Annotated in this window: 21 protein-coding genes; 16 read left to right on the top strand and 5 right to left on the bottom strand. The window is 46.5% G+C overall.

All coding sequences use genetic code 11. The features are described from left to right. The first annotated feature begins 68 nt into the window (after positions 1-68). The 3 genes from ELR70_RS25645 to ELR70_RS00155 are packed head-to-tail and all read left to right on the top strand — an operon-like array spanning position 69 to position 2186. Positions 69-959 (top strand): PLP-dependent aminotransferase family protein, encoded by an 891-nt coding sequence (locus ELR70_RS25645; RefSeq protein ID WP_128064412.1) that lies wholly within the window; start codon positions 69-71, stop codon positions 957-959. Continuing rightward, positions 923-1498 carry an aminotransferase class I/II-fold pyridoxal phosphate-dependent enzyme gene (locus ELR70_RS25640; protein WP_164881412.1) on the top strand — a complete coding sequence of 192 codons (576 nt, stop codon included), beginning with the start codon at positions 923-925 and terminating at the stop codon, positions 1496-1498. The genes ELR70_RS25645 and ELR70_RS25640 overlap by 37 nt, the downstream gene beginning before the upstream one ends. A 34-nt stretch (positions 1499-1532) precedes the next feature. Then, complete coding sequence (locus ELR70_RS00155) at positions 1533-2186, top strand: hypothetical protein (protein WP_054013370.1); 654 nt, start codon at positions 1533-1535, stop codon at positions 2184-2186. 3 nt (positions 2187-2189) lie between these two features. On the opposite strand, the gene ELR70_RS00150 is transcribed toward ELR70_RS00155, so the two are convergent. After that, the gene (locus ELR70_RS00150; protein ID WP_054013371.1) at positions 2190-2810 is read right to left on the bottom strand and encodes a LysE family translocator; all 621 of its coding nucleotides are present in this window, start codon (positions 2808-2810) and stop codon (positions 2190-2192) included. Between the two features lie 226 nt (positions 2811-3036). Between ELR70_RS00150 and ELR70_RS00145 the strand changes: the two genes are divergently transcribed. From ELR70_RS00145 to ELR70_RS00120, 6 genes are all read left to right on the top strand, one after another. Continuing rightward, positions 3037-3354 carry a hypothetical protein gene (locus tag ELR70_RS00145; protein ID WP_054013372.1) on the top strand — a complete coding sequence of 106 codons (318 nt, stop codon included), beginning with the start codon at positions 3037-3039 and terminating at the stop codon, positions 3352-3354. Positions 3355-3410: 56 nt separating this feature from the next. After that, a complete protein-coding gene (locus ELR70_RS00140) occupies positions 3411-4121 on the top strand; it encodes a YafY family protein (protein ID WP_054013705.1) in 711 nt (236 codons plus the stop codon). A gap of 260 nt (positions 4122-4381) precedes the next feature. Beyond that, a complete protein-coding gene (locus ELR70_RS00135) occupies positions 4382-6817 on the top strand; it encodes a TonB-dependent receptor (protein ID WP_054013373.1) in 2436 nt (811 codons plus the stop codon). Positions 6818-6971: 154 nt separating this feature from the next. Beyond that, entirely contained in the window at positions 6972-7586 is a 615-nt protein-coding gene (locus ELR70_RS00130) for a hypothetical protein (RefSeq protein ID WP_054013374.1), read from the top strand. A gap of 111 nt (positions 7587-7697) precedes the next feature. Then, a complete protein-coding gene (locus tag ELR70_RS00125; RefSeq protein WP_054013375.1) occupies positions 7698-8435 on the top strand; it encodes a transporter substrate-binding domain-containing protein in 738 nt (245 codons plus the stop codon). Positions 8436-8453: 18 nt separating this feature from the next. Then, positions 8454-9239, top strand: a complete 786-nt coding sequence (locus ELR70_RS00120) for a transporter substrate-binding domain-containing protein (RefSeq protein ID WP_054013376.1) — start codon at positions 8454-8456, stop codon at positions 9237-9239. A 6-nt stretch (positions 9240-9245) separates the two neighbouring features. On the opposite strand, the gene ELR70_RS00115 is transcribed toward ELR70_RS00120, so the two are convergent. Then, complete coding sequence (locus ELR70_RS00115; protein WP_054013377.1) at positions 9246-9740, bottom strand: GAF domain-containing protein; 495 nt, start codon at positions 9738-9740, stop codon at positions 9246-9248. Positions 9741-9815: 75 nt separating this feature from the next. On the opposite strand from ELR70_RS00115, the gene ELR70_RS00110 reads away from it, so the two are divergent. From ELR70_RS00110 to ELR70_RS00085, 6 genes are all read left to right on the top strand, one after another. Continuing rightward, entirely contained in the window at positions 9816-14531 is a 4716-nt protein-coding gene (locus ELR70_RS00110; protein ID WP_054013378.1) for an ATP-binding protein, read from the top strand. 67 nt (positions 14532-14598) lie between these two features. Continuing rightward, positions 14599-15804, top strand: coding sequence for an EAL domain-containing response regulator (locus ELR70_RS00105; protein ID WP_160317345.1), 1206 nt, complete (start codon positions 14599-14601; stop codon positions 15802-15804). Beyond that, positions 15801-16175, top strand: a complete 375-nt coding sequence (locus tag ELR70_RS00100) for a response regulator (protein WP_054013380.1) — start codon at positions 15801-15803, stop codon at positions 16173-16175. The genes ELR70_RS00105 and ELR70_RS00100 overlap by 4 nt, the downstream gene beginning before the upstream one ends. A 33-nt stretch (positions 16176-16208) precedes the next feature. Next, on the top strand, positions 16209-17399 hold the full coding sequence (locus ELR70_RS00095) for a response regulator (RefSeq protein ID WP_054013381.1): 1191 nt from the start codon (positions 16209-16211) through the stop codon (positions 17397-17399). Between the two features lie 84 nt (positions 17400-17483). Then, on the top strand, positions 17484-19673 hold the full coding sequence (locus tag ELR70_RS00090; RefSeq protein WP_241566286.1) for a DUF6351 family protein: 2190 nt from the start codon (positions 17484-17486) through the stop codon (positions 19671-19673). 22 nt (positions 19674-19695) lie between these two features. After that, the gene (locus tag ELR70_RS00085) at positions 19696-20064 is read left to right on the top strand and encodes a gamma-glutamylcyclotransferase family protein (protein ID WP_054013383.1); all 369 of its coding nucleotides are present in this window, start codon (positions 19696-19698) and stop codon (positions 20062-20064) included. Between the two features lie 54 nt (positions 20065-20118). Here the strand turns inward: ELR70_RS00085 and ELR70_RS00080 are convergent, their stop codons facing one another. Together ELR70_RS00080 and ELR70_RS25120 are read right to left on the bottom strand one after the other, a co-directional pair. Continuing rightward, positions 20119-20808 (bottom strand): hypothetical protein, encoded by a 690-nt coding sequence (locus tag ELR70_RS00080; protein WP_241566285.1) that lies wholly within the window; start codon positions 20806-20808, stop codon positions 20119-20121. Next, the gene (locus ELR70_RS25120; protein ID WP_241566284.1) at positions 20763-21176 is read right to left on the bottom strand and encodes a hypothetical protein; all 414 of its coding nucleotides are present in this window, start codon (positions 21174-21176) and stop codon (positions 20763-20765) included. Before ELR70_RS25120 ends, ELR70_RS00080 begins: the two co-directional genes overlap by 46 nt. A 247-nt stretch (positions 21177-21423) precedes the next feature. On the opposite strand from ELR70_RS25120, the gene ELR70_RS00075 reads away from it, so the two are divergent. Continuing rightward, on the top strand, positions 21424-22968 hold the full coding sequence (locus tag ELR70_RS00075) for a M20/M25/M40 family metallo-hydrolase (protein ID WP_054013385.1): 1545 nt from the start codon (positions 21424-21426) through the stop codon (positions 22966-22968). 56 nt (positions 22969-23024) lie between these two features. On the opposite strand, the gene ELR70_RS00070 is transcribed toward ELR70_RS00075, so the two are convergent. Beyond that, positions 23025-25250: a M14 family zinc carboxypeptidase gene (locus tag ELR70_RS00070; protein ID WP_054013386.1), complete on the bottom strand. Its 2226-nt coding sequence runs from the start codon at positions 25248-25250 to the stop codon at positions 23025-23027. Between the last annotated feature and the right edge of the window lie 44 nt (positions 25251-25294).

The raw sequence follows: 25294 nt of genomic DNA, 5'->3' as shown, positions 1-25294 counted from the left end.
TACCCGTACACCTTAACGTGTTAGAAAAAAGAGAACAGATACAGAAAATTAAATTTTTTAGATAACAGATGGCAAAGCAAGCAAAATATAAAACCCTTGCCGGGCAATTTATCACCGCTATCGAAGCGGGTGAATATCAGTTCCATAAGCCGCTCCCGTCTTTGCGCCAGCTAAGTGCCTTGTATCAGGTCAGTATCACCACTGCACTTGCGTGCTATCGATACCTTGAGTCTCTGGGCTACATAACAGCAGACCCCAAACGTGGTTTTTTCTGCTGTTTTAACCCAAAAAACACCCCTGACATTGAATACGCCCAGTTTAATGCCAGGGTATGCGCTTTACCCAAAACCCCTCCCCGCCGGCTCAGAACGGGTTTTGCAACAGCACAACTTGACCCAACCCTGATAGACTCGCAACAACTGCGTGCGTCACTGGCGAGGACTATGCGAAGCGAGCATACATTGTTCAACTACGGCGACCCGCTAGGTGAACACGTATTTCGGCAGGCGCTGTCAGAACACCTGAAAACACAGGGTTTTTCGATACATACGCAGGAGTTAGTCATCACTCAGGGGTGTCTGGATGGCGTTAAAACGGCACTTGAGTTAACCACCAAAGAACAAGATGTCGTTGCTGTACCATCTCCATGCTATACAGGTTTGCTTGATATGCTCAGCGTAATGGGCAGGCAAGTACTTGAGATACCCAGCCATCGCGATGGTATCGATCTGGTTCAGCTGGAACATGCGATGGCCCGGCATCAGGTCGCAGCCTGCCTGATCAGTGCCAACTTCCAAAACCCAACGGGTCACAGCCTCAGCACTCAGCAAAAAGCGTCACTGGCAAACATGGCCAGCAATTATCAAATTCCCATCATTGAAGACGATGTATATCGCGAGCTGTGCCATACTGGCACCACCCCTTGCCTATCAAACATTTTGATGCGGATGGCTGGGTGATCTGGTGTAGTAGTATTTCTAAAACGCTGGCGCCAGGGCTGCGCCTTGGTTGGTGTGCCCCCGGACGTTTCCATCAAGCGTATAGCGACTTGATCCGAATTCGCTCTTTGGGGTGTAACCGTCCGCTCCAGCTGGCTCTGGCTGACTACATAAGCCGGGGACACTATGCCCGCTACCTTAAAAAGCTCAATAGCAAACTTGCGTCGCAGTGCAATCAGTACATACAGCTACTAACCAGGTTATTACCTGATAAGGTTAAGGTAAATCGCCCACATGGAGGGCTGGTACTCTGGTTTGAACTACCCGGAGTCGATACCAAACAGCTGCAAAAACAACTTACAGAAGAACGGATATATATCCTGTGTGGTGATGCCTTTTCTACAACCTCTCTGTATCAAAACTATATCCGCCTTAATTTCGGACAGTGTATCCGTACGGAGATAGAAGCACAGCTTACAAAACTCGCACACACCGCCTCTCGTCTTCAGCGTAAGAAATCAGTCAATAATGAAGCTAAAACTGGTACAAAAATTGTATGATTTTTAAACTACGAATTACGCGGTGATTACTATCATGGATTTGACACAAGATGAGCTGGACTACATTCATCAGGTCGTTGAAACGTCTCAGTTTGATTTACTTCAGGCGCATACTAACTTATGTAATGAGCTTGAAGCTTTTACCAGTGACTTATTAGAAGAGCTGGCTCAACATGAAGCGAGTTACGCTCAAACCGAACGTCTGTTCGATACACATTTACGCGCTGCAAATATTCTTGAGTTTCCCACTCAGCCTGAGCTTAAGTCACTCAACCGTACTCCAAGCAAATGGCATCCGGACCATCAAACACTGTTGTCTATTATTGATGATTTACCCCATATCGTAGAAGGACATGGTATGCCTCGCAGCTGGCGGTTTACGCCTTACCCACCTGTCAGGCTGATGTTAAACTTCCCTCACGCTTCGTTTCATGTTGACTCATTGTCTCTGACAGGCGCCTGTATCAAGACTTTTCCACTCAACGCATCCGCCTACCAAGACCTGTTTGCTGAGCAAGGAGCGAGTCTGATGCTACCAAATGCTCAGTTCATTCGCGTCGATATAGCTTCTGTTGCCAGTCGCGGTGATTACCGACTGGCACTCAAGTTCGACCACTACACGGTCGCCAGCCCGACCCTAAAGGTCTTTGTTGTCAGTAACTATGTCCGAAAACATGGCTGGCAATAGAGTTTAGAAAGTCTGGTAAACAACTCTGGCTGCAAGCAATAAAAACGCACAACCAAGCAGCTTATCAATGATGGCCTGTTTTGCAGTCAGATCGAACCGCTCTCTGGCAGAGGCCGTAACAACAGACACAAAGAAATACCAAAGCGCATCTATTACCAGAACTGTCATACACATGATCACAGCCGTTTGCAGTGTGAGTGTTTCAGGGTCAATAAATTGAGAAAACAGTGCCAGGAAAAAAATGGCCAACTTGGGGTTTAAAAAGGCAATGGCAAAACCATCTTTTGCCGCAGCTAGGTAACTTTTTGCATCATGTTCCTTAGCCACTTTAATCCCACTGCTGTTACTACTGAGGATCTTATACCCCATATACGCAAGATACACCGCACCGGCATACACCAACCCCTGATAAACCAAGGGAAATTGCTCAATTAAACTGGCCAGGCCAAGCAAAGATAAACTGGCGTAAATCCCTACCCCTAAGCCGTGAGACAAGCTCGCAACTATCCCGTGCTGGGCACTGTGATACAGGCTATAACGTAACACAACCGCTAAACTTGGTCCGGGAGACATAGCCCCAACACAACATATAAACGCCAAACTTAACCAGGCTGTTAATTCCATCACACTTCCCCGCACATTAAAAAGCGCTTATTCTAACCGAGGACAAAGAGCGGGCCAACGCTTTAAGTTTTCCATATACCACATTCAACACCCCCCTGTTCCATTCATTCACCATCTGTCTTTGAGTGTAATTCTATTATTTACTCGCACCACCGACTGCCCTACTGACACTCCCTGACAAACCACCATGTTTTACTGTCACCAACTTAAACAAGGAGACAAAAACATGAGTACTAACAGCATCGAAATCGCAACATTCAAATTGGCCAACGGCGTTACTGAAGCAGATTTTTTAAAGCAGAATGAAGAGTTTATGGCATATCTACAGGAGCAGCCAGGCCTTTTGTATCGCTCTGTGTCAAAGCATGCACAAAGCGGCATCTATACTGACATTGTGTACTGGAATACACTCGAAGATGCCCAGCGCGTGCAAGCAGCTTTCGAGCATGAGCCGGTTTGTCAGCAGTTTGCCGCACTAATTGACAAAGATAGCTTATCATTAACTCTGACTGAAGCGGTTGCACAAACCCCTTGCAGTGAGTAACCTGACCAGGCTTTTCAATGCCGGGGCCTTGCCCCGGTTTGTCTTTGGAGATCACCTTGCACAAGTCTGAACGATTATTTCAGCTGGTAAACCTGCTTAAAAGCCGGCGTCTGGCCATTACCGCCAAGCAACTTGCCGAACGACTCAACGTATCAGAACGCACCATCTACCGTGATATCCAGCACCTGCAAAGTTCTGGCGTCCCAATAGAAGGTGAAGCTGGCATTGGTTACCTGATAGCCCAGTGCGACCTGCCCCCCATGATGTTTACCCTCGCAGAGCTGCAATCCCTGCTGTTAGGTACACGTATGGCCAGTGCCTGGACAGATCCGGTCTTATCTGAACACGCCAGCAGTGCTATGGCTAAAATTGAGGCTGCACTGCCCGAACACCTCAAACAACAGATAGACGACTTTCCCTATGTGGCAGCAAGCTTTGGCCACACAGAGGATCATCAAAGGTTTAGCAGTACACTCCGTGAAGCAGTCGTTCAGAAACGTCTGGTCAGGTTGCAATATAAAGATGCAAAAGACGCTTTTAGCGAACGGGATATCGAGCCCCTCGGGCTAGTGTATTGGGGTGGTAAGTGGACCATTATTGGCCATTGCCTTTTGCGCAATGATTACCGTGAATTCCGACTCGACCGGGTGTGTGATATTACCCTGCTCACTCAGCCTTTTGTGCTCAGTGAGCACAAAAATATGCAGCACTATATTGCGCTGGTCAAGGCAAAATATCAGGAACAAAGCGACGAAAGCGGTCCTTAAAGTTAGTTGTTGTGTTAACGCTTGTCGCCTTTATGCACAGCGATTTGTACTCATCCGAGCTGTGTACTTTTTTTAGCCGATTGTTTTTATTTAATAAATTATCAATAATTCATTCTCAGTAGGTAAACCAGATCAAATAATTCGCCACACAAGCAACATTTATTAAACGCAAATGAGAGTTGTTATCATTTAAAATCACTGTTAGTATGCGCTCCCTCTGCAGTCCCGATGCCGGGTTCCTTAGTTGTATGGAGTGTAAAATGCAATTCTCTCGCTCAAAGAATTCACCAAATCTATTGGCCAATGCCGTTAAAATCGCCCTGTTAGGTGCCGCGGTGAGCAGCACAGGTGCTTTTGCTCAAAACGCTGATGAAAACATCGAAAAAATTAGTGTATATGGTAAACACAATAAGCTGATCCTGGAATCAGGCACAGCCACCAAGTCAAACATGGCATTAATGCAAACACCTGCAGCCATTGTGGTTGTTGATAAAGAGCTGCTCAAAGCACAAAACGCCACCACGCTACAAGAAGCACTGCGTAACGTCAGTGGCCTGGGGCAAGCCGGTAACAACTATGGGATTGGTGACAACCTGACAGTACGTGGCCTGGGTGTGAACTACACCTACGACGGTATGTACGGTGGTGCAGACTTAGGCAACAACTTTAACCCGACCCGCTCCATGACCAATATTGAGAGCATTGAAGTCCTAAAAGGTCCGGCAACAGGTCTTTATGGTATCGGTGCTGCAGGAGGTGTGATCAATCTGGTTGAGAAAAAGCCTCAGCAACAGGAAGCTATTGAAATCAGTGCCAAAGTAGGCAGCTGGAACAGCTATGGCATTGGCTTTGATGCCACTGGAGGTCTGAACGCTCAATGGGCTTATCGCCTGGTAACGAACCACGAACGTAGTGACGGTTATCGCGACCTGCAATCAGACAGAGACGAAGTGTATGCCAGCCTGAGCTTTGATGTAAACGCCAGCCATAAGCTTCTGCTTTCAACTGCTTATATCGACGATGCGCTGCAAATCGATTCAATTGGTGATCCGGTCAGAATCATGAACTGGGATAGCACCAGTGGTACGCCAGGTAACCTGAGCGGAGCTGATCTGCCAAACGATGCCAAACTGGATGACGATGGTACAAACTATCTGGGCGTTCAACTGACAGCACAGCAACGTGAACAGCTTGCCGCTTCAGTTCTGTCCAGTGATGGCCTTAAGCCTTACAACCTGGGCGATGGCAACCTGATCTCGCCTTTGTCTAAACCAAACGAAGGTGAAGAGCTGCGCATTAAACTGCGCCATGACTGGCATATCAACAATGACTCGACCCTGACTCAACAAGTACTGTGGCGCAGCTATGATTCTGAGTTTGCCCGTCAGACTGGTGCTTACAACTATGTATACTGGGACCGTCGCGGCGTGATCAATGCCGATCCACGTGCACCGTTACTTATTGATGGCGAACTACACCCCTTTGCCGCGCGTCGCCAGGAATACCGCCGTCAGGTTGCCGAGGAGCAAACCTGGCAATACTTTGCCGATCTGCAACTTGGCTGGAGCCTGGGTGGCGTGATGGGTGAACATCTTGTCAGCGTAAACTATGAAAACCGGGAAATGGCACTAAAGAGTTGGTCAGTTTACGATGCCGACAGTGCCAAAGGCGACAACGCAATCCCGTATATTCTGGATATTCGTAACCCGAACTGGGCGAGGGGCGACATCATGGATTACGACCCGTCACTACGCAGCAATTACGACAAATCGCTGGATGCCTACGGCGTCAGCTTCCAGGAAGTGTTGTATCTGACAGATCAATTAACCGTGCGTGCCGGACTTGCCTATTCTGCCATTGAGCAAGCTTATCAGCATAAAGGCAGCGACCGTGCGCCAGAAGCCAGCAAAGAACTGGATTCTGATGATTCGGGTATGACTTATAATTTTGGGATCAACTATCAGGTATTGCCGCAGCTATCAGCGTTTGTAAACGTTGCGAAAGGCCGCACGGCTTACAGCATTTTAGGCTCACTGTCTGATGAGACGGAAGAAGCGAACCGCCCGGATTCAGAATCACAATCACTGGACTTAGGTATTCGCTTTACAGCATTGGACGAAGACTTGCTCGGCTCAATTGTATGGTTTGAAACCAGTCGCACTAACCTGCGTTACACTAACCCTCTGTACAATGACGATCCAAAAGACCCTGAGTACAATGTGGCTGTACAACAGTACTTCTATGATGACGAAGATGAGTCAAAAGGTATAGAAATCGATCTAAACCTGGCACTGGCTGAGTCGGTTGATTTAAATCTGAACGCCACTTGGCAAGATGCAATTGAGATCCGCGCACAGGAACGTTCCGAGCAGAAAAAGGGCGTACCAGAAAAAATGGCCAGCGCGTGGGTTAACTACCAGCTGCCAGCGACTGTCATGGAAAACCTGACCCTCAGCCTGGGTCTGAACTATGTCGATGAGCGTACTATTAACTCTGATTCATTTGGCCTGCCAACCGCAACCATTGATAGCTATACACGCTGGGATGCAGCCGCGCGTTACCAGGGCGACAAGTATCAGATCCAGCTGAATATTGAGAACCTGACAGACGAGCGTTATTACAGCAAAGCCCTGTTCCTTGGGGGCTTACCAGGTAACGAGCGCAACGTTAAACTGTCAGTAAATTATCAGTTCTAATAAAACCACTTACAGTGTAAATGCGCACTAAGACAAAAAGCGAATTGAGCCTTGTTCAATTCGCTTTTTTGTTGCTTGCACAATTGCGCATTACAAAACTTATTTAGGTACGGTCTTTGCTTAATCATACTGACGTATTTAAAGGAATTGCCTTATGAAAGTTACCCCATTCACACATCTGTCCACCATCGGGAACACTACACATCTGAAACACAGCCAGGTACAATTTGATCAACAACGCCAGTTTACACAGCAACTGTACAACGCCATGAATTCAACCGGACGAACACAATCCAGTGACGTTGCGGTTTCCACAGATATCGATCCTGCTAATATTTCCGAGCAGGCCAGAACTTTCTATCAGGTTGCGAAAGACAATGCCCAGAAATACGTAGATTCAAGCTTGCCTGAGAAACAACAGCACATTCAACTTTATCAGGAAACCATGAGAGAAATCATGGAGATGCCGATAGAAGTCAGCGTCGAGCCCCATGAAGTCAACGAGGCCTTGCTGTTCAATAATCTTGGCATAGACTTTCTGGCCTACAAAGAATTGAAAGTCCGGATTGAAATGCTGGATCTCACAGAGCAGGAAATTAATGAAGATAAGTCACTGCCTGACTATGAAAAAGATAAGCTGAAAGACAACATTGATGAACTCAAAGCCAGGCTGGAAATGGCAATCGATGACCTGCTTGGCGATACACAAGACCCACAGCTGGCACCCGAATCGGCCAAAACACCTGACAATCTATTCTCCTTGTCTTAAGGGTCCGCGCCAGCAAACAGTGCAATCACGCTCAGCGTACTATACTAAAACTATATTCACTTGCAGATCTTTGCCGACTCCTGCATCGGCCCGATAATAAGGTAGATTGCAATGCGCCAGTTACTACGTTTAGTCGCCTTATATCCATTAATCGCTTTTAGTGCGGCTTATGATACACCTAACCTGGAATGGGTAACCGAAGACTATCCGCCTTTTAACTACCATATCAATGGCGAGGTAGAAGGCTTATCCATCCGTATTCTAAATAGTATTTACCAGGATCTGGGCTGGACACTAGATAAAAGAGACATCATGCTTGTGCCTTGGCCCAGAGCCTATCGTATGGCCATGACCTCGCCTAAAACCTGCATTTTTTCTATAACATACACACGCGAGCGTGCGGAGTTATTTCAATTTATCGGTCCCTCTATCGATAATCAAGTAGCTATTATTGGCCATAAGGAAAATGCCTATCAGGTTCAGAACCTGAATGACTTAAAGAAGTACAAAATCGGGGTTGTAAAGAACGACATTGGCCACCAGCTGTTACGAAAGTCGAAGATAGAGCAGGATAATCTGGTCTTTCTGGCATCTGGGTTCGAGCTGGTGCAAATGCTGAAACTAAAACGCATTGACTTAATTGCATACGGCGATATTATCGCACGCTTTCAGTTTAAACGGGCGGGCATAGACCCGGCACACTACCGCGTAATATTACCACTTTCCCGTTCATATCTGGGTTTTGCCTGTAACAAGCAGGTAGATACCCAATGGGTTCAGAGTATGAACCAGGCGCTAAGGCGTTTGCGAAGAAACGAACCGGCATTGTTTTTACCGCAATCCTATTAATGCTTTACAGAGGGTGCAATGACGCGTCTTTACTCAAAGGTTATCTTAGTTTTAATCATCACTTTACTTTCCTCACCTGAAACAGTGCAGGCTCAGGCTGAAAATGTGCAACCCGATATTGCCTCCTCCCCGATATCCGTATGTTTTGAACGCTGGCGCCCTTTTAGTTTTGTTGACCAGGATGGCATTGCAAAGGGTGAGGAAATCGATCTGATCAAAGCCGCAGCCCGGACTCTAAATCGCACAGTTCAATTCAGCGAACTCCCCTTTAAACGTTGTGTTGCCAACGTTAAGTTTGGCAGTACAGATTTCTCTTTGCATGTCGACAAAACAGATGGATTGGCCATTTTTTCCAATACCACAACCTTTTGGCAACTCAGCCTCGCAGTCTCTGCTGCCAGGTTTCAAACCCTGGATGGTTTTAAAGCCATCAGCACACCAAGAATCATGCTGGCAACCGAATATCCTTACCCTAAAGCGGTTTACCGCAAGCTCGAAGCCCTTGACGCTCGATTAGTCAGGCGCTCTTACTATGAAGAAAACGACGAACATGCTAAAACCTTTTTTGATATCCTGACGACCAAGCGAGTCGATGCTATGTTAGTGGATAAGCAGTGGGCGCAGCATATGATAGATAAATTCAATCTGCCCGTGAATTTACTGGCACAGGATTTCCACAGTGAACCACAATATATCGGCTACCGGCACAGTAATGCCTCTCTCGCACAGCAATTGGAAGCCGCGCTATTAGCATTACCGCAAAATGTCCGCACTACCATTAAAGACCGGTATAAATACAAGTAATGTACGCTAAGGTCGGGCCAGTTTTAGTAACCGCTCAACCACATCCTCTGCAACTTGCTGTAAAATTGAAGCATCATGCTCATTAAACTCTCTCGGTTCACTGTCAATCAGGCACAAAGTCCCCATATTGCAACCGTTGGGATGACGTAAAGGACAACCGGCATAAAAGCGGATCTTGAGTCCATCGGTTACCAGTGGGTTGTCAAAAAAGCGCTCGTCTTTTGTCGCATTATCAATAACAAACACGTCTTCCTGACAAATTGCATGACCACAAAATGAAATGTCCCGAGAGGTCTGCTCTGCATCAAGTCCTACTCTGGACTTAAACCATTGCCTGTCACTGTCAACCAGGCTAATAAGCGCAATAGGGACATTAAAAACATGGGCTGCAAATTCCGTAAGCCTGTCTAATTCGGCGTCGGGGAGAGTATCGAGCGCTTGCAAATCGTGTAATGTTTTCAGTCGCAGTGCTTCGTTATCCGGTAGCGGCGGACTTTTCATCCAAATCACCAATTAACAGATGGTTTATACACTATAGTTAAAAATGCCTGAACGTCTACATTAAGGAAAGCACGCATGCAAGTGCATGTCAGAATTGTCCTATGGTTAACCGTCGTCCTTGCCTGTTTGGTAATGCTTGATAGGTGTGCTCGCACCTATTTCTCAGCACACCATCGGGTAGTGGCAGCTCAGGAAAGTCTGCAAAACATCAATTATATTCAACAAATAAGTCATGCTATCTTTGCGCTCCAAAAAGAGCGTGGCTATACCTTTGGGCTGTCTGAGCGCGCCTCCGGAGACACTCTCAACCAACTCAATCAGTATCGCAATGCCAGCAATACCGCACTAACCAGTATTGCAACTCAGAGCGCACAAAACCAAAACCTCATTTCATCCCTGCCAAGCACAGCGGCGTTAATGAACCTCAGAGCCTTGTTTGACCAGCGTTTGCTTACACGGGAACAAGTCATGACCCTGTACTCGGCTAAAATTGACGCGCTACTGGATTTGTTTCTGGCCATTGAGCTGAAAATTGCTGCCGATGCGCCTAATAACCATTTATATAGTTTAACGCTAGCCATTGAACAGGCGGGTAAACTCCGGGCACACACCTATGCCCTGCTTAACAACGCCATCGACAGCCGGGCAAGCTCTATTTTTGAGCTGTCTACTTTACAAAGCACACACCTTGCTCTGCTAAACAATACCCCGTTTGACAAGGACATTGTACAACAAGTGAATGCCCTGCTAGCGCAGCCACATAGCCAGACGCTCGATAAAGTTGTAGTGCAATTACAAAGCACAGGCCAGAGTAATTTTAATGCACAGCAATGGTGGCAACAAAAAACCCAATTTCTCGAGCAATTGATCACAATAGTCAACACGCAATTGACTGAAAACCAACACAAGCTCACTTCTGAGCTGTCATTGTTCGACGCAGACAAATCTGATTCTGTCATGTTGAGTATGCTCACATTTGCTGCTTTGATCGTTTCCAGCATTCAGCTGTGGCAAGCGCTCGGACATACCGCCAACCGAAAACGATATCAGACCCCGGTTAAACTATCCCAGTTGCTGCTGCTTTTAGGTTTAATAGTGTCTTTTATCATGTCGGAGCACGATATCAGCCAGGGAGAACTCAGTAACAGCCTCTATACCCGCTCTGCGAATGAGCTCAGTAATAATCTGGCCTACTCAGTAATTGCCATAGATAATTTATGGCTAAGCCCACTGACGGAGCGCTTGCAAACACTGAACACAACCAAGCAACCCGTTTTTTCGAATGCGATGGGAGCTGAATACATCGGCAAGTTTACTCTCACGGATAAAGATTTGGTCGGCCTGTTTCCCGCCACATTGCCCGTAAAGCAGTTGCGACAGACCATCATTAACAGTATTACCAGACAAGGTGAAAAATCTCTTACTCTTGCATTAATAGAGGATAGCAATAACAAGCTATATAGTGTTTCAACCGCACCACAAACAAGCGCAACAGGGTTATCTGACATCCTGCTGGTACTCGTTCAGCCCATCGATAATACACTCGCTAAAATCCTCAAGATGCCGGTTGCCTATCAGGGGATCACAACAGATTTGCTGTTTAATAACATTGTGATTGGACGTAATGACCATACCTCAGGCCAAAACACCGCGATAAACAAAAACGGTTTAGAACTGGTCCATCGTAATTTTGCGCTTGACTTTACCGTTAGGGCAACGCAAGACCCCCAACAAATTGAGCAATATATAAGTACTCTGCAACAAGAGTTTTCGGTACAGCTGGTGCTGCTACTCACCCTAAGCCTGACCGCATTGGTGCTGGCGCATAGAGCACAAAACCGAATTATTGAACAGCTTCAGCATTCTGAAGGTCAGCTCGATAAAGAACGTCTGCTGTTATCCAATTCTGAGCAGATCATTGGTATGGGGAGCTGGGAGTGGCAAGAAGGCAGTCATCTGGTATTACTGTCAAAGACACTCAAAACCATCCTCGATATACAAAGCAGCGGAAAATATGCCCCTTACAAAGAAGTGTTGCGCAAACTCACGCGTGCAAGTCGACGTGCCCTTTTCGAACACCTGCATAATCATGCTCCGGGTTCACAGTACCGGCTCACATTAAATCTGCACAAAGAGCAGTATTCAGAAATACAGCTTGAAGTTATTATGACCTCTCATCAAAGTGATAAAACACTGCCTCTGTGTGTGGTCGGAGTCGTGAGGGATATTTCAGAGCAGGTGGCACAGCAGCAAAGACAAAACAAGTATCAGGCATCACTCAAAGCGGCACGTCAGGAAGCGCTGGACAGGATGAAAGAAGCCGAAATACAGCGTCACGAAGTCCAGCAATTGTTGCATCGAAACCGAGAAACCGAGAGCCTGCTGGAAGCCACACTGGATAGTATCCCGGCCTTTATTTTGCTGTTGGACGGTGAAGCAAATATTCGTCTGATCAATCGCTTTTGGTACAAAAGCAAGCGCCTGAATTTAGAAGAAAGCGGGCTGTTCATTAACACTTTGATGCGTGTGGACGACAATCTGGTTGATGTGATTTCCTTATTACCACTGTCGAATAAAAAGCCTTTGCTGGAAGCGCTGTCAGCAGCCAAGACACGTGATCTATATTATAAAGATATGGAGATTTGCTATCAGCTTGATGGCTCAAAAATGTGGTTTGAGGTGATTCTAACCAACATTATATGCAACGATAAAAAATACATGTTGCTTTATCAGCATGATATTACCCAACGCAAAAATGACGCTACTGTTTTGGCCGATGCCAAAGAAACCGCCGAAACCGCCAACAAAGCCAAATCCCGTTTCCTAGCCACAATGAGCCATGAGATCAGAACCCCAATGAACGGCGTGGTCGGCATGCTGGATATCTTATCTCAGTCAAGACTGAGCGATGAGCAACGTCACCTAACCTCAGTAGCCAAAAACTCGGCCATGATGCTACTGCGAATAATCAACGACATACTCGACTTTTCGAAAATTGAAGCGGGTAAAATGGTCATTGAACACACATCCTTCAGCTGGCAAAACCTGACCAAAGAACTGTGCGAGCTGATGAGCCATCAGTGCCATGAAAAACGTATCATCCTGAACTTTTACTTTGATCCTTCTCTGGGCTATTGGCACGAGAGTGACCCAATTAGGATCCGCCAGATCTTACTTAACTTAGTTGGCAATGCGGTTAAGTTCACCAAAACATCAGCCAGTAAAATTGGTCATGTTGAGGTCTTCGTGTCACCTGCCCCTGAACCCGGACACCTGGAGATCAGCGTCAAGGACAATGGCAAAGGCATGAGTGAGGAACAAACCAAAGGCCTGTTTAAACCCTTCGTTCAAGCCGATGACAGTATTCAGAGAAAGTATGGGGGCACCGGGCTTGGACTGTCTATTACCATGCGGCTTTGTGAACTTATGAAAGGCACGATTGTGTGTCATAGCCTGGAGGACGTAGGCAGTAACTTCATCGTCACGCTGCCTTTCTCTCCAAGCGCGACAGGTGATCAGGAAATAACCATTTCCTTCGAGGGCTTAACCGCCTATATCGTCTCTGACGATGACAAATTTGAACAAGACCTGGCACACAACCTCAGTGCATATGGTATGCAATGCCAGTTAATCAGTGATGAAGACCTCAATGCCTACTTGCTTGCCCGTCTGAGTGTTGACTACCTGATCATCACCAGTGAAAAATATCAGCATCTGGTGACCAATGGTCAGGATATTATTTCAACGAACAGCGAATTAAAGTGTCTGGTACTGGAACATGCCAGTTTCAATATGCCCACCGCAGAAGGCACCAACATATATGCGATAGAGAACAACCCATACTACGCCTTCAGGGTCGTAGAAAAAATAGCTATGCTGGAAGGTCAGCTCAGCCCGGAGCCAGATATGAGCTCGCTCCCTGGCGACGAACAGCTGCCGACAATAGAGCAAGCACAACAGAAAAATGCCCTTATCTTAGTGATCGAAGACAATGTCTACAATCAGGACCTGTTTAAACGCCAGCTCGCTTTACTTGGGTTGCAGTGTATTATTGCCGAGCATGGCGCCATTGCTCTGGAGCTGATGCAAAAATACCAATTCTCGTTGATCATCAGCGATTGTCATATGCCTGTGATGGATGGCTATACATTTGCTAAAACCTTTCGTGAGCTCGAAGAGCAAGGGAAAGTACCAAGTCTGCCCATCATAGCTGCAACGGCGAATGCACTCAGTGGTGAGCGGGAAAAGTGCATCAATGCCGGCATGGATGACTACATTTGCAAACCCATTGTGTTACACGCTTTGCGCGGCAAAATAGAACAGTGGCTACATCAACCCAAATCTGCGCAACCACAGAGCATAAATGGCCACACCGATTTAGCATCACACGCAGTGACTGAGGCGCCAAATCTTAGTTTGCCAACTGCTCATACGTTAGGGAATAAACCAGGCGAGACCAATACACGTTTGGTGGACTTGAGTGTGCTGGAAAATTACGTAGGCACTGACAAAGGCATTCAAAAGCAGTTTTTACAAGGTTTTTTGGCAGATTCTCATCCTCTGGTAAAGGGCTTAAATGCCACGGATGTATCACTTGGCACCATAAAGAACACGGCTCACCAATTAAAATCATCGGCAAAAGCAATTGGTGCTCAGTCACTTGCCGACGAGTTTTACGCACTTGAACAAGCTGCGAAAGCAGAAGATATAGAACAGGTCCAGGTCTTGCAAAAGGTCTGTCACGAGAAGTTTAATGCCGCATGTGTGGAAATTGAAACTATACTTGGATAAAAAGTTTAGTCAGGCAAGTCGTAATCAGTGCCCAACATGCTCAAACCGTAAGGTCATTAAAGGCGAGATGAATAATCTGATAAGAGTAATCGCAATCGATGACAACCAGTTAATCATTACCCAGCTGGAGTTGTTACTTAAACAAGTCGCCCAGGATGTCGACTACTATGGCTTTACCGCAGGGCGTAGCGCTCTGGATTCCGGGCTGTGTGACTCTGCGTCTGTGATTTTTTTAGATTTGAATATGCCCGAAATTGATGGCATAGAGTTACTGCGTATTTTCGCCGATGCCAAATTGACAACCCCAATAGTGTTACTCAGTGGCGAAGATAAAGACGTATTAGAAACCGCCAGCAATCTGGGCACAATGCATAACCTGAATATTATCTCCAATATCGACAAGCCTGTTTCACTGGCACGATTGACCACCCTACTCGAGTGTCTGGATCAACATCATAGACAATCTCCAGCTCTGCCCGAAAAAAGCTATAACGCCAGTGATATCAGAGTCGGCCTCGACCGGCAGCAGTTTAAAGCACATTATCAGCCTAAGGTGTCGCTGGAATCGCTCAATGTTATTGGTATGGAGATTCTCGCTCGGTGGTACCATCCCTTTGATGGCCTGATCCCGCCCAGTGACTTTATTCCTCAGCTGGAGCGTGCAGGGTTTTCGGCTGAGCTCTCACTTCAATTACTTGCACAAACCCTGACGCTGTATCACGACCATTATGAACAGGTAAAATCTCTGAGCTTCAGTCTCAACCTCAGCGCCGGAGCACTTTATGATATTGAACTACCAAATAAACTGGCCACCTTGTGTGAACAATACTCTGTGCCTCGTAAGCAAATTATTTTAGAAATCACCGAAAGCCAATTACTCGACAATTTACCTCGTACTCTTGAGGTGTTGCTCCGATTCAGGCTCAAGGGGTTCCCACTTTCTATTGACGACTTTGGCACTGGCTTTTCAAGCTTTACACAATTAAATCAGGTGCCTTTCAGTGAACTCAAAATTGATCGTAGCTTTGTGCACAATTGTGATTCCGACAGCAAAAAACAAGCAATTGTGTCTGCGACCTCTGATCTTGCAAAAAAGCTGTCTCTGAAAACAGTCGCGGAAGGCATAGAACATGTTGGTGAATTAAACTACTTACGCCTGTGCGGTATTGATGTCGCACAGGGGTTCCTGTTTGCCAAGCCTTTAGCTGCAGATGTTTTGCTAAACTGGTTGACGCACAACCTGGATAAACCACTTTTGGAATGGGGAACATGAGTCAAAGCGCAATCCTGATTGATGATAATGCCCTGTTTTTAAATCTGCTTAGCAATCAATTGGCAACTCTGGGCGTGGCAGTATCACAGGCTCGGGATAAGGAAGAATTATTGGCCCACCTTGAGACAGATTGGTTTGACTGGGCCTTTATCGATGCGCACCTGGAAGATGGTGAGTGTGGACTTCAACTGGCAAATATACTTAGAGAACAACAGCCACTGCATGAACAACCCTGTCAGTTGATAGGTATGTCGGGCGACGAAATCTGCGCCAGCCGATACGCCACCGTAGGCATAGAGACCTACTTTGTTAAGCCCATATCCTTGCATCAGCTACAGGCACTGCTGTGTGCATCATCGAAAAAAGATTGAGGTATCACACATGCGCGCAGGGAACCGATAACTATGGTAGAAACTAATCCTGATCAAACTCAGCCCAAAGTCGTTATTGTTTGTGACAAAACAGATGAACTTACGGGTGTGATAGAAATTGTCGGTGCCCATACAAAAGCGTATCGCACCGTGTTTCACTGGGAGGAAACGACAAAGCTAATTATTGACTGTAGCCCGGCCATCATCATTATGGCTAAGGACGATGTCGCAGGCAGTATCGAAACATACACTGAGCTGGCTAAGCAAGGGTTACTCAATTATCCTCACAAAAACATCTTGCTGTGTGAAAATAAAGAGTCAGGCATTGCATTTAAATGCTGCATGGAAGACATTTTTAGCGACTATTTCATTCATAAACCTATGTATGAAAACTATCGCTTCAGGATGATTTTACACAACGCACTCAATGAAGTGTCTGGCAGCAAGAAAAGCTCGGAGTTACAGGAAGTCCATTTTGGGAAAATAGACAATAATCTGCGTGCTCTTATTGATGATGTTGCGCAATACAGAAGCAGAACAGAGGAAAACTTTGCACACAACAGAGATAAGATTGCACAACAGCCATGCCATAACCAGGTACAAAAAAAGCTATTAGAACAGCTTAACCAGCAACATATTAGCCCCCTGATAGAGCAACTTGAACATCAGCTTGTTGAGAGTGTCGAACTGCTTAAATCGCAGCTCAAAAGCAAGCAGGTCTCTATGGCTGAGTTGTTGGCAGTACTGAATGACAAAGGTGTGCCACGCAGCGTTGTAGCGGCTCAGGCACACCCACCTCCTAACCCTGCGGTCACAACTTCTACAGTGCCTGACGAGACGCCCAAAATGCATATTCTGGTCGTAGAAGACAACGAAATATATCGTGAAATGCTACTCAAAATCCTCCACGAAGAACAACATACCACTGAATATGCCACAACGGGTTTGGAGGCAATTAAGCTTTTGAAAAAGCACAAATTTGATATGGTATTTATGGACTTATTTATGCCTGAACTGGATGGATACAACACCACTAAAAACATTCGTACCTTTAAGCACTGTAAGAAACTCCCTATCATAGCTCTGTCTACTAATCGCAATAAAGACCTGATACGTAAATGGGCAACGCTTGGTCTGACAGGCTATATCACCAAACCCTCAACTAAGGTCACCATCCTAAAAGCCATCGACAAAGTGCATAACAGTTACAACTCTGCCCACTGAAATAACAAATAAACAACAACCCCCTTCGATCTTTCGCCCTACACTTATTATTATGCGTACTGATTTGAATCAGAAGAGGTCATTATGAGCAAAAATGTCGGGTTCATGTTTCTGATCAGCTTAGTGCTGATAGCAATCACGGGTGTGATATTACACTTCTACCCTCACCATGATGAGGTCAGTGCCCGACAGATAAGTGAGATTGCTACACCACAGCCCAATCAAGTGTTGCGCTTTACTCCCCATATTTCAGAGGTTTCCAGACCGCAGGATTCGTTTAACTTTCCAATTGAGTTAGAAAAAACAGGCCCAACAACAAACCTATATTCAGGACCAAATCAGTACCCTTTCTTTTGCATGACCCAGGAGTCTGAGCTTGGGCAACCACTTGTAGACAATCAACAGGGCCTGGGTGTGCCTGTCTTTAGGGGAGCGCAGGTCATTGGCTACAGTAAAGACTGTTCATTACCCACACGGTTATTTTACTTCACGTTGACAAAACAAGACGATAATTTTGTTGCGACCAGGCTCGATGAAGACAATGCCCGTTTACACGATTCATCTCCCCTGTTCAGAGTGGAGCAAGGAACAATTAACCGCTTCATTTATACCCTTATCATGCCAATTTCAAATGAAGAAGTCGGGGAGCGTAGTAGTCATTCTAAGTGGAACCAAAAGCTCATTTATCAGTTTAATGGAGGATCAGGAATTGGCTACCGGCAAGGCCGACAAAAGGCCGCTCGGGTAATGACCCGTCAGGCCCGGCAACTACTGGACGGCTATGCGGTGATAAGCTCCAGTGGCAATAAAACCAGTTATACCTATAACATGTTGCTTGCAGAAGACACTGCCAGACGGGTTAAGCAGCAATTTATTAGTCTATATGGTGAGCCTCTCTACACCGTGGGCATTGGCGGCTCAGGAGGGGGGCTGGCCCAATACCTTATCGGACAGAATAGTAAAGGGATTTTGGACGGCCTTATTCCTTTGTACAGCTACCCCGACATGATCACACAAACCACCTATGCGCTTGACTGTGATCTGCTCAATAACTACTTCACTTTTCGAGCAAAGGACCCTAAGGCCTGGCGAGATTGGGAGCGCAGGAGACAAATTGAGGGGCTTAATGCAATCAATGACTTTCCACAAAAAGCCGGCTTTTTGCAACCCTTGAACCAGCTCATGGCGGGATTCGCTCCGTCATTTCCGGATGGTAACAGTGAATGCATTAATGGCTATTTTGGCCTGTCAGCATTCATTAATAACCCTCGACAGGGGTTTCTAAGACCCTTTTTTTCTGATGAGGTGATTGCAAAAACTCGCTGGAGCTACTGGCAGGACCTGGTGCATATTTTTGGCACAGATGAGCAAGGCTTTGGCAGAAGTACCTGGGATAATGTAGGCGTCCAGTATGGTCTTAATGCTCTGCGAGAGGGCCATATTAGTTTTGATGAATTCATTCACATCAATCATCACATTGGCGGCTGGAAGCGCCAAGCAGATATGCGTCAGGAAGACATTGTACTCCCTCTGGGCACCCGTATCCCTATTTGGCTAACACTCTGGGGAAACCATAACATTACAAATGCCTCAACAGGGCCTGCTCGTCGGCATGAAGGTTCATTAGAGGCCATGGAGCAAGCCTACCGCTCAGGGCAAGTATTTATTGGCAAAGTTAATTTGCCAATTATAGACGCCCGACACTATCTGGAAAATGAGCTAGACATGCATCATATGTCTGCTTCATTTTACAGTCGGGTACGCATTGCTCAGCAAAATGGTCACAGTAAAAACCACGTTATCTGGGTTGCGCATAAAGACCACAACCCTACAACAGCCGCTTTTGCGGCAATGGATGAGTGGTTACTCAGGATGAAAAATAATCCAGAGCTTGATGCGGCGTCGGCAAGGCCGACCTCTTTGCGAGACACCTGCTTTAATGACGATGGCAGTATCTATGCAGCAGGTTCTGCTGTCTTTGACGGACAGTGGAATAATAAGCCACAGGGGAAATGTCAGAGTCGCTTTCCTATGTTCAGTACCAGTCGGATCCAGGCTGGTGGAGGCTGGGGTGGTGATATGTTTAAGTGCCCACTGGTTAGTGTTGCAGCCGCTATACACAAAGGCTGGTATTTACCGTTTGATGCCCGCCCTTATCAGGCATTACTTGAACAGACCTTTCCTGAGGGGTATGTAACTATCAGAGTAAGGATATTGGGCGTCCAGCTGACCTGTAAACCCGCTTTACGAATAGTCGGGAGTCATTTACAGTGAGCCAAAAAACGAAGGAGTGCTCATGGAAGCTTTGTTCTCATACGGTACGTTACAACAATCACAGGTACAACTCGACACGTTTGGCCGCCTTCTCAACGGACAGGCAGATGCCTTAGTCGGCTATCGTGTTGGCTTGGTCAAAATTAGTGATCCGGACGTACTTAAAAGTAGTGGGAAGGAACATCACCCCATTCTCATCTATACTGCCGACGACGCGGATCAAGTAGAAGGGACTGTTTTCTTACTTTCTGCACAGGAATTAAAGCACGCTGACAGCTATGAGGTGGATGACTATGTCAGGCAGAAGGCTGTATTAAAGTCGGGTAAACCCTGCTGGATCTATGCTGCCAGTGAGACAGCTCACATTCTTGATGCGGTCGCAATAGAATAACAGCCCAGTAAGCCTGTTATTCTACTTATCGAAAATATTGAGTGTCAGCAGGTATTATTCACACGCTTTACCGCAGTTACCAATAGTGACCTGCTTCTGGCCAAGGTAGCTTGGAATACCGTAAACGCGGTTGTAAGCGATAGCACCTATAAACTGGTTGTTATAAAGCAATCCTGGTGTCCAGCTGCTGGTGCGCCAGGTCCCGCTTAACGCATACTTACTGATACGGTTAGCACCTGGAGCACTCGCATTAAACTGCCCCCCCCACGCGGCGGTGATGGTTGGAGCTGTCTGATATACGCCAATGTGCGCCTGATGCTTGCCATAACCATTGGCGTCTCGCTTAAGACTAACGGTGAGGTTCATTCCTGTTACTAGATTACCAATGATATTATCAATATCTATGTCCAGATAACGCTCTGCGGCGTCGACATTACCGCGTACCCGACTATCTGACAATATCTCTTGCATACCAAATAATGCGCCTGGTTGTTCCAATGGTGCAAATTGTTGAAGGTTCGCTTTGATCAGATCATCTACCACACCTGTCGCTGCGTCAGATGCAAAATAGTTTACAAAATGGCTAATGCCCGGAATTGAGAGCAAGCCACCTGAACAACTTACGTCAACATCACGATTGTAGTAAACATCAATGTCTTCCAGCGCGCCAGTGTAATAATTGTATGTCGCTGTTGGTCTTAAATTTTCCAGGCGAACAGCAACATTAACGCTTGGGCACAGCACATTAACCCCATCGAATTTAACCTTGGTATATAACCGAGGTTACCTACGGTTAAGCGTACTTTGTAATTGTCTGTGCCACTGAAGGTCGCAGAAATATTTTTTGCATCCACATCAATGGCATAAATCGCCTTTACTGCACTCATTCTGCTGATATCTCGGCGAATATCTGCCTCAGTCTCCAGTTCAAGCTGCCTCATATCAGAAAACAAATTGTCTGCCAGTGAGCCCAGACTTACCGTACGAAGTTTTTGTGGCGAGTTGGGGTTTCCTGTTGGCTTAGTAAGATTCAGTGTGGTGGTGCCAGCATGAGCTTGCTGAAAAGTCAGGCCTGCAATGGTCCAAAATGCTAATTTATATGCTTGTTTCATCTACCTTTTCCTTGTTCTTTTGGGGATTAGCGGTCGTAAACTAGACGAATAAAACAACAAACAAGCGTCAATAAAGTTAATTTTTTGTTTCAAGATAAGGCTCAATTTTAATTTCCCATACACCAAAAAAGCTACCTAATGTCTAACAAAATCGGTGATTTAACGCACAATAAGTACATGTGGTCTCTAAATGCTTTTCTATCGCAAAGGGTTTCGCTACAACTGGTGTAAAAAAGGAATGATAATAATGTTAAAGCACTTAGTCAGATCGCGGTTAACTTCTGCATTGCTCGTCAGTTGTACCGCCTTAACAATACCACTTGCACAGGCAAGTAAGTCTCTTTCAGTACCACAAATCCAGCAGCAAGTTGAACTCAAAACCCCAGAAGCCATCGCGCGATACCGTGAACTTCTCAGCTTGCCGAATGATGCAAATTATCCCAATGACATCGAAAAGCTATCGACCTGGCTAACTGAGGAGTTTTCTCGTAGGGCATTTAAAGTGCACAAGCTCAAAATGTCCGGCAGCCCCATAGTTTATGCTGAACGCTTGGTACCCGGCGCAAGTAAAACTGTATTGGTTTACTTACAAGCGGATGGTCAGCCAGTAGATAACTCAGCCTGGGATCAGCAAGACCCTTACACGGCTGAACTAAAACAGCTTGTCAATGGCCAGTGGGAAACACGCCCATGGCCCGACTCGGCTGAAAAACTGGACCCCAATTGGCGTATATTTGCGCGTTCGGCAGCCGATTCGAAAGGCCCTATCGCCCAGTTTATTACAGCGCTGGACATATTGGATAGCCAGCAAGCTTCACCCAATTATAATCTGAAGATCATCATGGATACTGAGGAGGAACAAGGCTCGCCTAATTTACCGGCGGCCATAAAAGCCTATAAAGACAAACTCAGTGCCGATTTGCTGCTCATTTTTGACGGCCCACCGCATCAGACAAATAAACCAACGATCACTATGGGTGCACGCGGCATTGCCACGGTCCAGCTCACGACATACGGCCCCCGTAAACCTCAACACAGTGGTCACTACGGCAACTACGCCCCCAACCCAGCGTTTCACCTTGCTAAGATATTGGGGTCAATGAAGTCTCAGCAAGGAAAAGTGCTTATTCCTGGTTTTTACGACGGGATTACCCTTTCAGACGAACTCAAAGCACAGCTTGCTACTGTCCCGGATGATGAACAGCAGATCATGAAAAAACTGGGCTTTTCACAAGCCGATGCCGTTGGTGCGAGTTTACAAGAGTCTATCCAATACCCCTCTTTGAATATCAGGGGGTTAAGTAGTGCCTGGGTAGGTAAACAGGCCAGAACCATAGTTCCGGCAACCGCAACTGCTGCCATGGACATTCGCCTGGTTAAAGAGTCTGACGCTGGTCGCTTGATCCAGCTTGTGCGTCAGCATATTGAGCAGCAAGGCTACTATGTCATCGACAGGGAACCCACTGATGCTGAACGTGCCCAACATCCCTACATCGTGACCATGGCGTCTCGTGAGATATATGGTGCGTTTCGCAGTGAGCCGGACTCAGCGGCGGGCCAAATGGCAATCAAAGGGGTCACTAAATTACTTGGCAAATCACCCATAGTCCTGCGCTCCGGTGGCGGTTCAATCCCTATTGCTCCGATAGTAGATACTTTGGACATTCCTGCGGCGATTGTAGCCAGTGTCAACAGCGACAATAACCAGCACAGTCCAAATGAAAACCTGAGGGTTGGTCACTTTATCGAAGGCATCGCAATCATCACTTCCGTGCTCAATGAGAAACTCTGAGCCGAGCAATCGACGGAGCGCACCTAAGTGCGCTCTGTGAATGTTTCACTTACTGTTTAGTTATTTCCCACCGAAATTGTCCGATAGATTTCGTGGAATTCATAGTGGTTATCAACAACGACAAATGCAATCCTGTATTCTCCCGCCTGAGGAAAAGTGTATGTCATTTTTTCTGCTCCCGGAGCAAACGGTGCATCACTACCAAACTGCCAATAGCGCTCAATGATCTCACCATCCGGATCATAAGAAGCTGAAGAGTTAAACTCACAAGTTAATCCATTACACTGGTACTCGAACTGGCCAACGGGTGGGCGTAAGCCATCAAGCTCCAGATGCACTGTTTTTATATCCCGATAGCCATGGCTATCTTCAACCTGTAAAGTTAACGAGTAGATTCCGGCAGCAAAGTACTCAATTTCAACCTGCTGGCCATGATAGGTGCCATAAAAACGCTCCCCTTCAAAAGTCCACCGATACGTCAACCCTTCCCTGTCATCCTGACTCACCGCGCCATTAAAAGCACACATACCGAAACGGCACTGCGAGGTAAAATCAGCCACCGGCATCGTGTTAACACCGTCTACCGAATTGTCGATTATAAGGAATTTGGCATATTTAGTGCCCCACTGACCAGCGATATCCTGTGCACGCAGCGTGAGAGTATATTTCCCGTTGCGCCAACGACTCGTGTCAAGCGTATAATCAATGGCTTCGCGTGCTGAATCGAAAAGCCCATCCGCAGCAGGCAACATAATCCGATGTTTTACCTGCCTGCCTTTTTTCTTAATAGTCAGCTCCACTCTTTTAATAGCTTCGCTCGGTGGTGCATCACCGGTTAGAGAGGGACCAAAATGGTCATCCGCTATAATTGCCTTAATCTGAACTGGAGCCCCCGCAGGTATAGCTTCACGGTCAGCACCTTGTAGCCTGAGATCAACAATTTGTGGCCCTCCTGGTAATTTGTAAGGGCGGTTCGCGACTTTTGCAGCGTATATGAGTGCATTCAGATTATTGGGGAATATTTCCCCTTCAAAATTGGCGCAACTTTCAAAGAAAGTGTTACCCAGCTCAAACGTAAAAGCAGCCACGCCAAGTTGGCCGTAGGCATAACCATCTGCAGAACCACCGGCTTTAAAGCGCTCTTTTGTCTGAAATGCCAGGTAATTATTATAGGCTGCCAATCTGTGGCCCATCATGGAGAGTTGCGGCTCATTTGGGCTTGGGTTCAGCTCACTCGACCAGGGCCACATGACGTAACGACTGAAGCTATGTAAATCGAGAAACACGCCCTGGGTGTTCAGTGGCGCGGGGTCAGTGATCTGATCGCCCCGCCTGTCACGGAACAAAGAATGTAGATATGCCTGAATCGCTTGTGTTTCAGGCTCGGAAGCTGCGCTGGGCCCATGAAAAGTCGTTGCACATTGATCATCCGTCGATCCGCCTATGGGCGATGCCCAGGCAAAATCGAAATTACGATTAAGATCAACTCCACGCATGCTCTCATCAATGGCGCAATAAGCCGAATTAGTATTTTTGCGCCAAAGCAATCCTTGCTCAGCCAGACCCCGACCATCCGGGTTCGCTATTAACAGAATATGGATCTCTCGCTGGTTCAGTATCCAATTCACATCGGCATTTGTTTCACGGTTTTCGAGCAAGTATTTAGCAAACTTAATCGTTGTTGCACCAGGCGTATATTCCCTGGCGTGCAGCGCGCCCTGCATGTATAAAGCTGGACGTTTGCGCCACTTGTTTTTCTTTTTGTTTTTTAAAATAAGCACAGTCAGATCATGCCCACCCAGCCCCTGGCTTTTTTCCCAGGATGGACCTATCTGTTTTAGCTCAACAAAATCGGGGTAAGTGTTTGCAAGCTGCTGAGCCATTTGATGGGTTTCTGCCAACGTGGGATAGCAAGGAAAGTTAGGAATGCCGGATTCCTGCTCCATACTGACAGAACGCGTATGTGTGTTGGGCGAAACATGGCTCTGAGCTGCCCTATCTGGACGAGAGAAAATCAATGCACCCGCGTTGCGTAACGTATCAGCCTCAGACTGAGTTAACGTCAGCAGTAAGTAACGATCCCTGACTTCAATCATGGCATCATGATACTGCGCAAGATAGTTTGCTTTTTGCTCATCGCTGGTAAACACCAGCTGATAAATAGATTGCGATAGGTTTGATGGCAAATATGCAGATGATTGATCGATTTGAGCACCCTTGTGAGCAGCGGTCATTGTACTGACCGTACCCAACAGAAGCAGACCTAATAGGCTTTTTTTCATAATGTTTCCTTCTCAGTATTGAATAAATGTTCCGGTTCTTCAGC

The organism is Pseudoalteromonas sp. R3 (genome assembly GCF_004014715.1).
In the GTDB taxonomy this organism is placed as follows: Bacteria; Pseudomonadota; Gammaproteobacteria; order Enterobacterales; family Alteromonadaceae; genus Pseudoalteromonas.
Note: the sequence above shows the minus strand (reverse complement) of the source record. Positions and strands in the feature narration are given on the sequence as shown.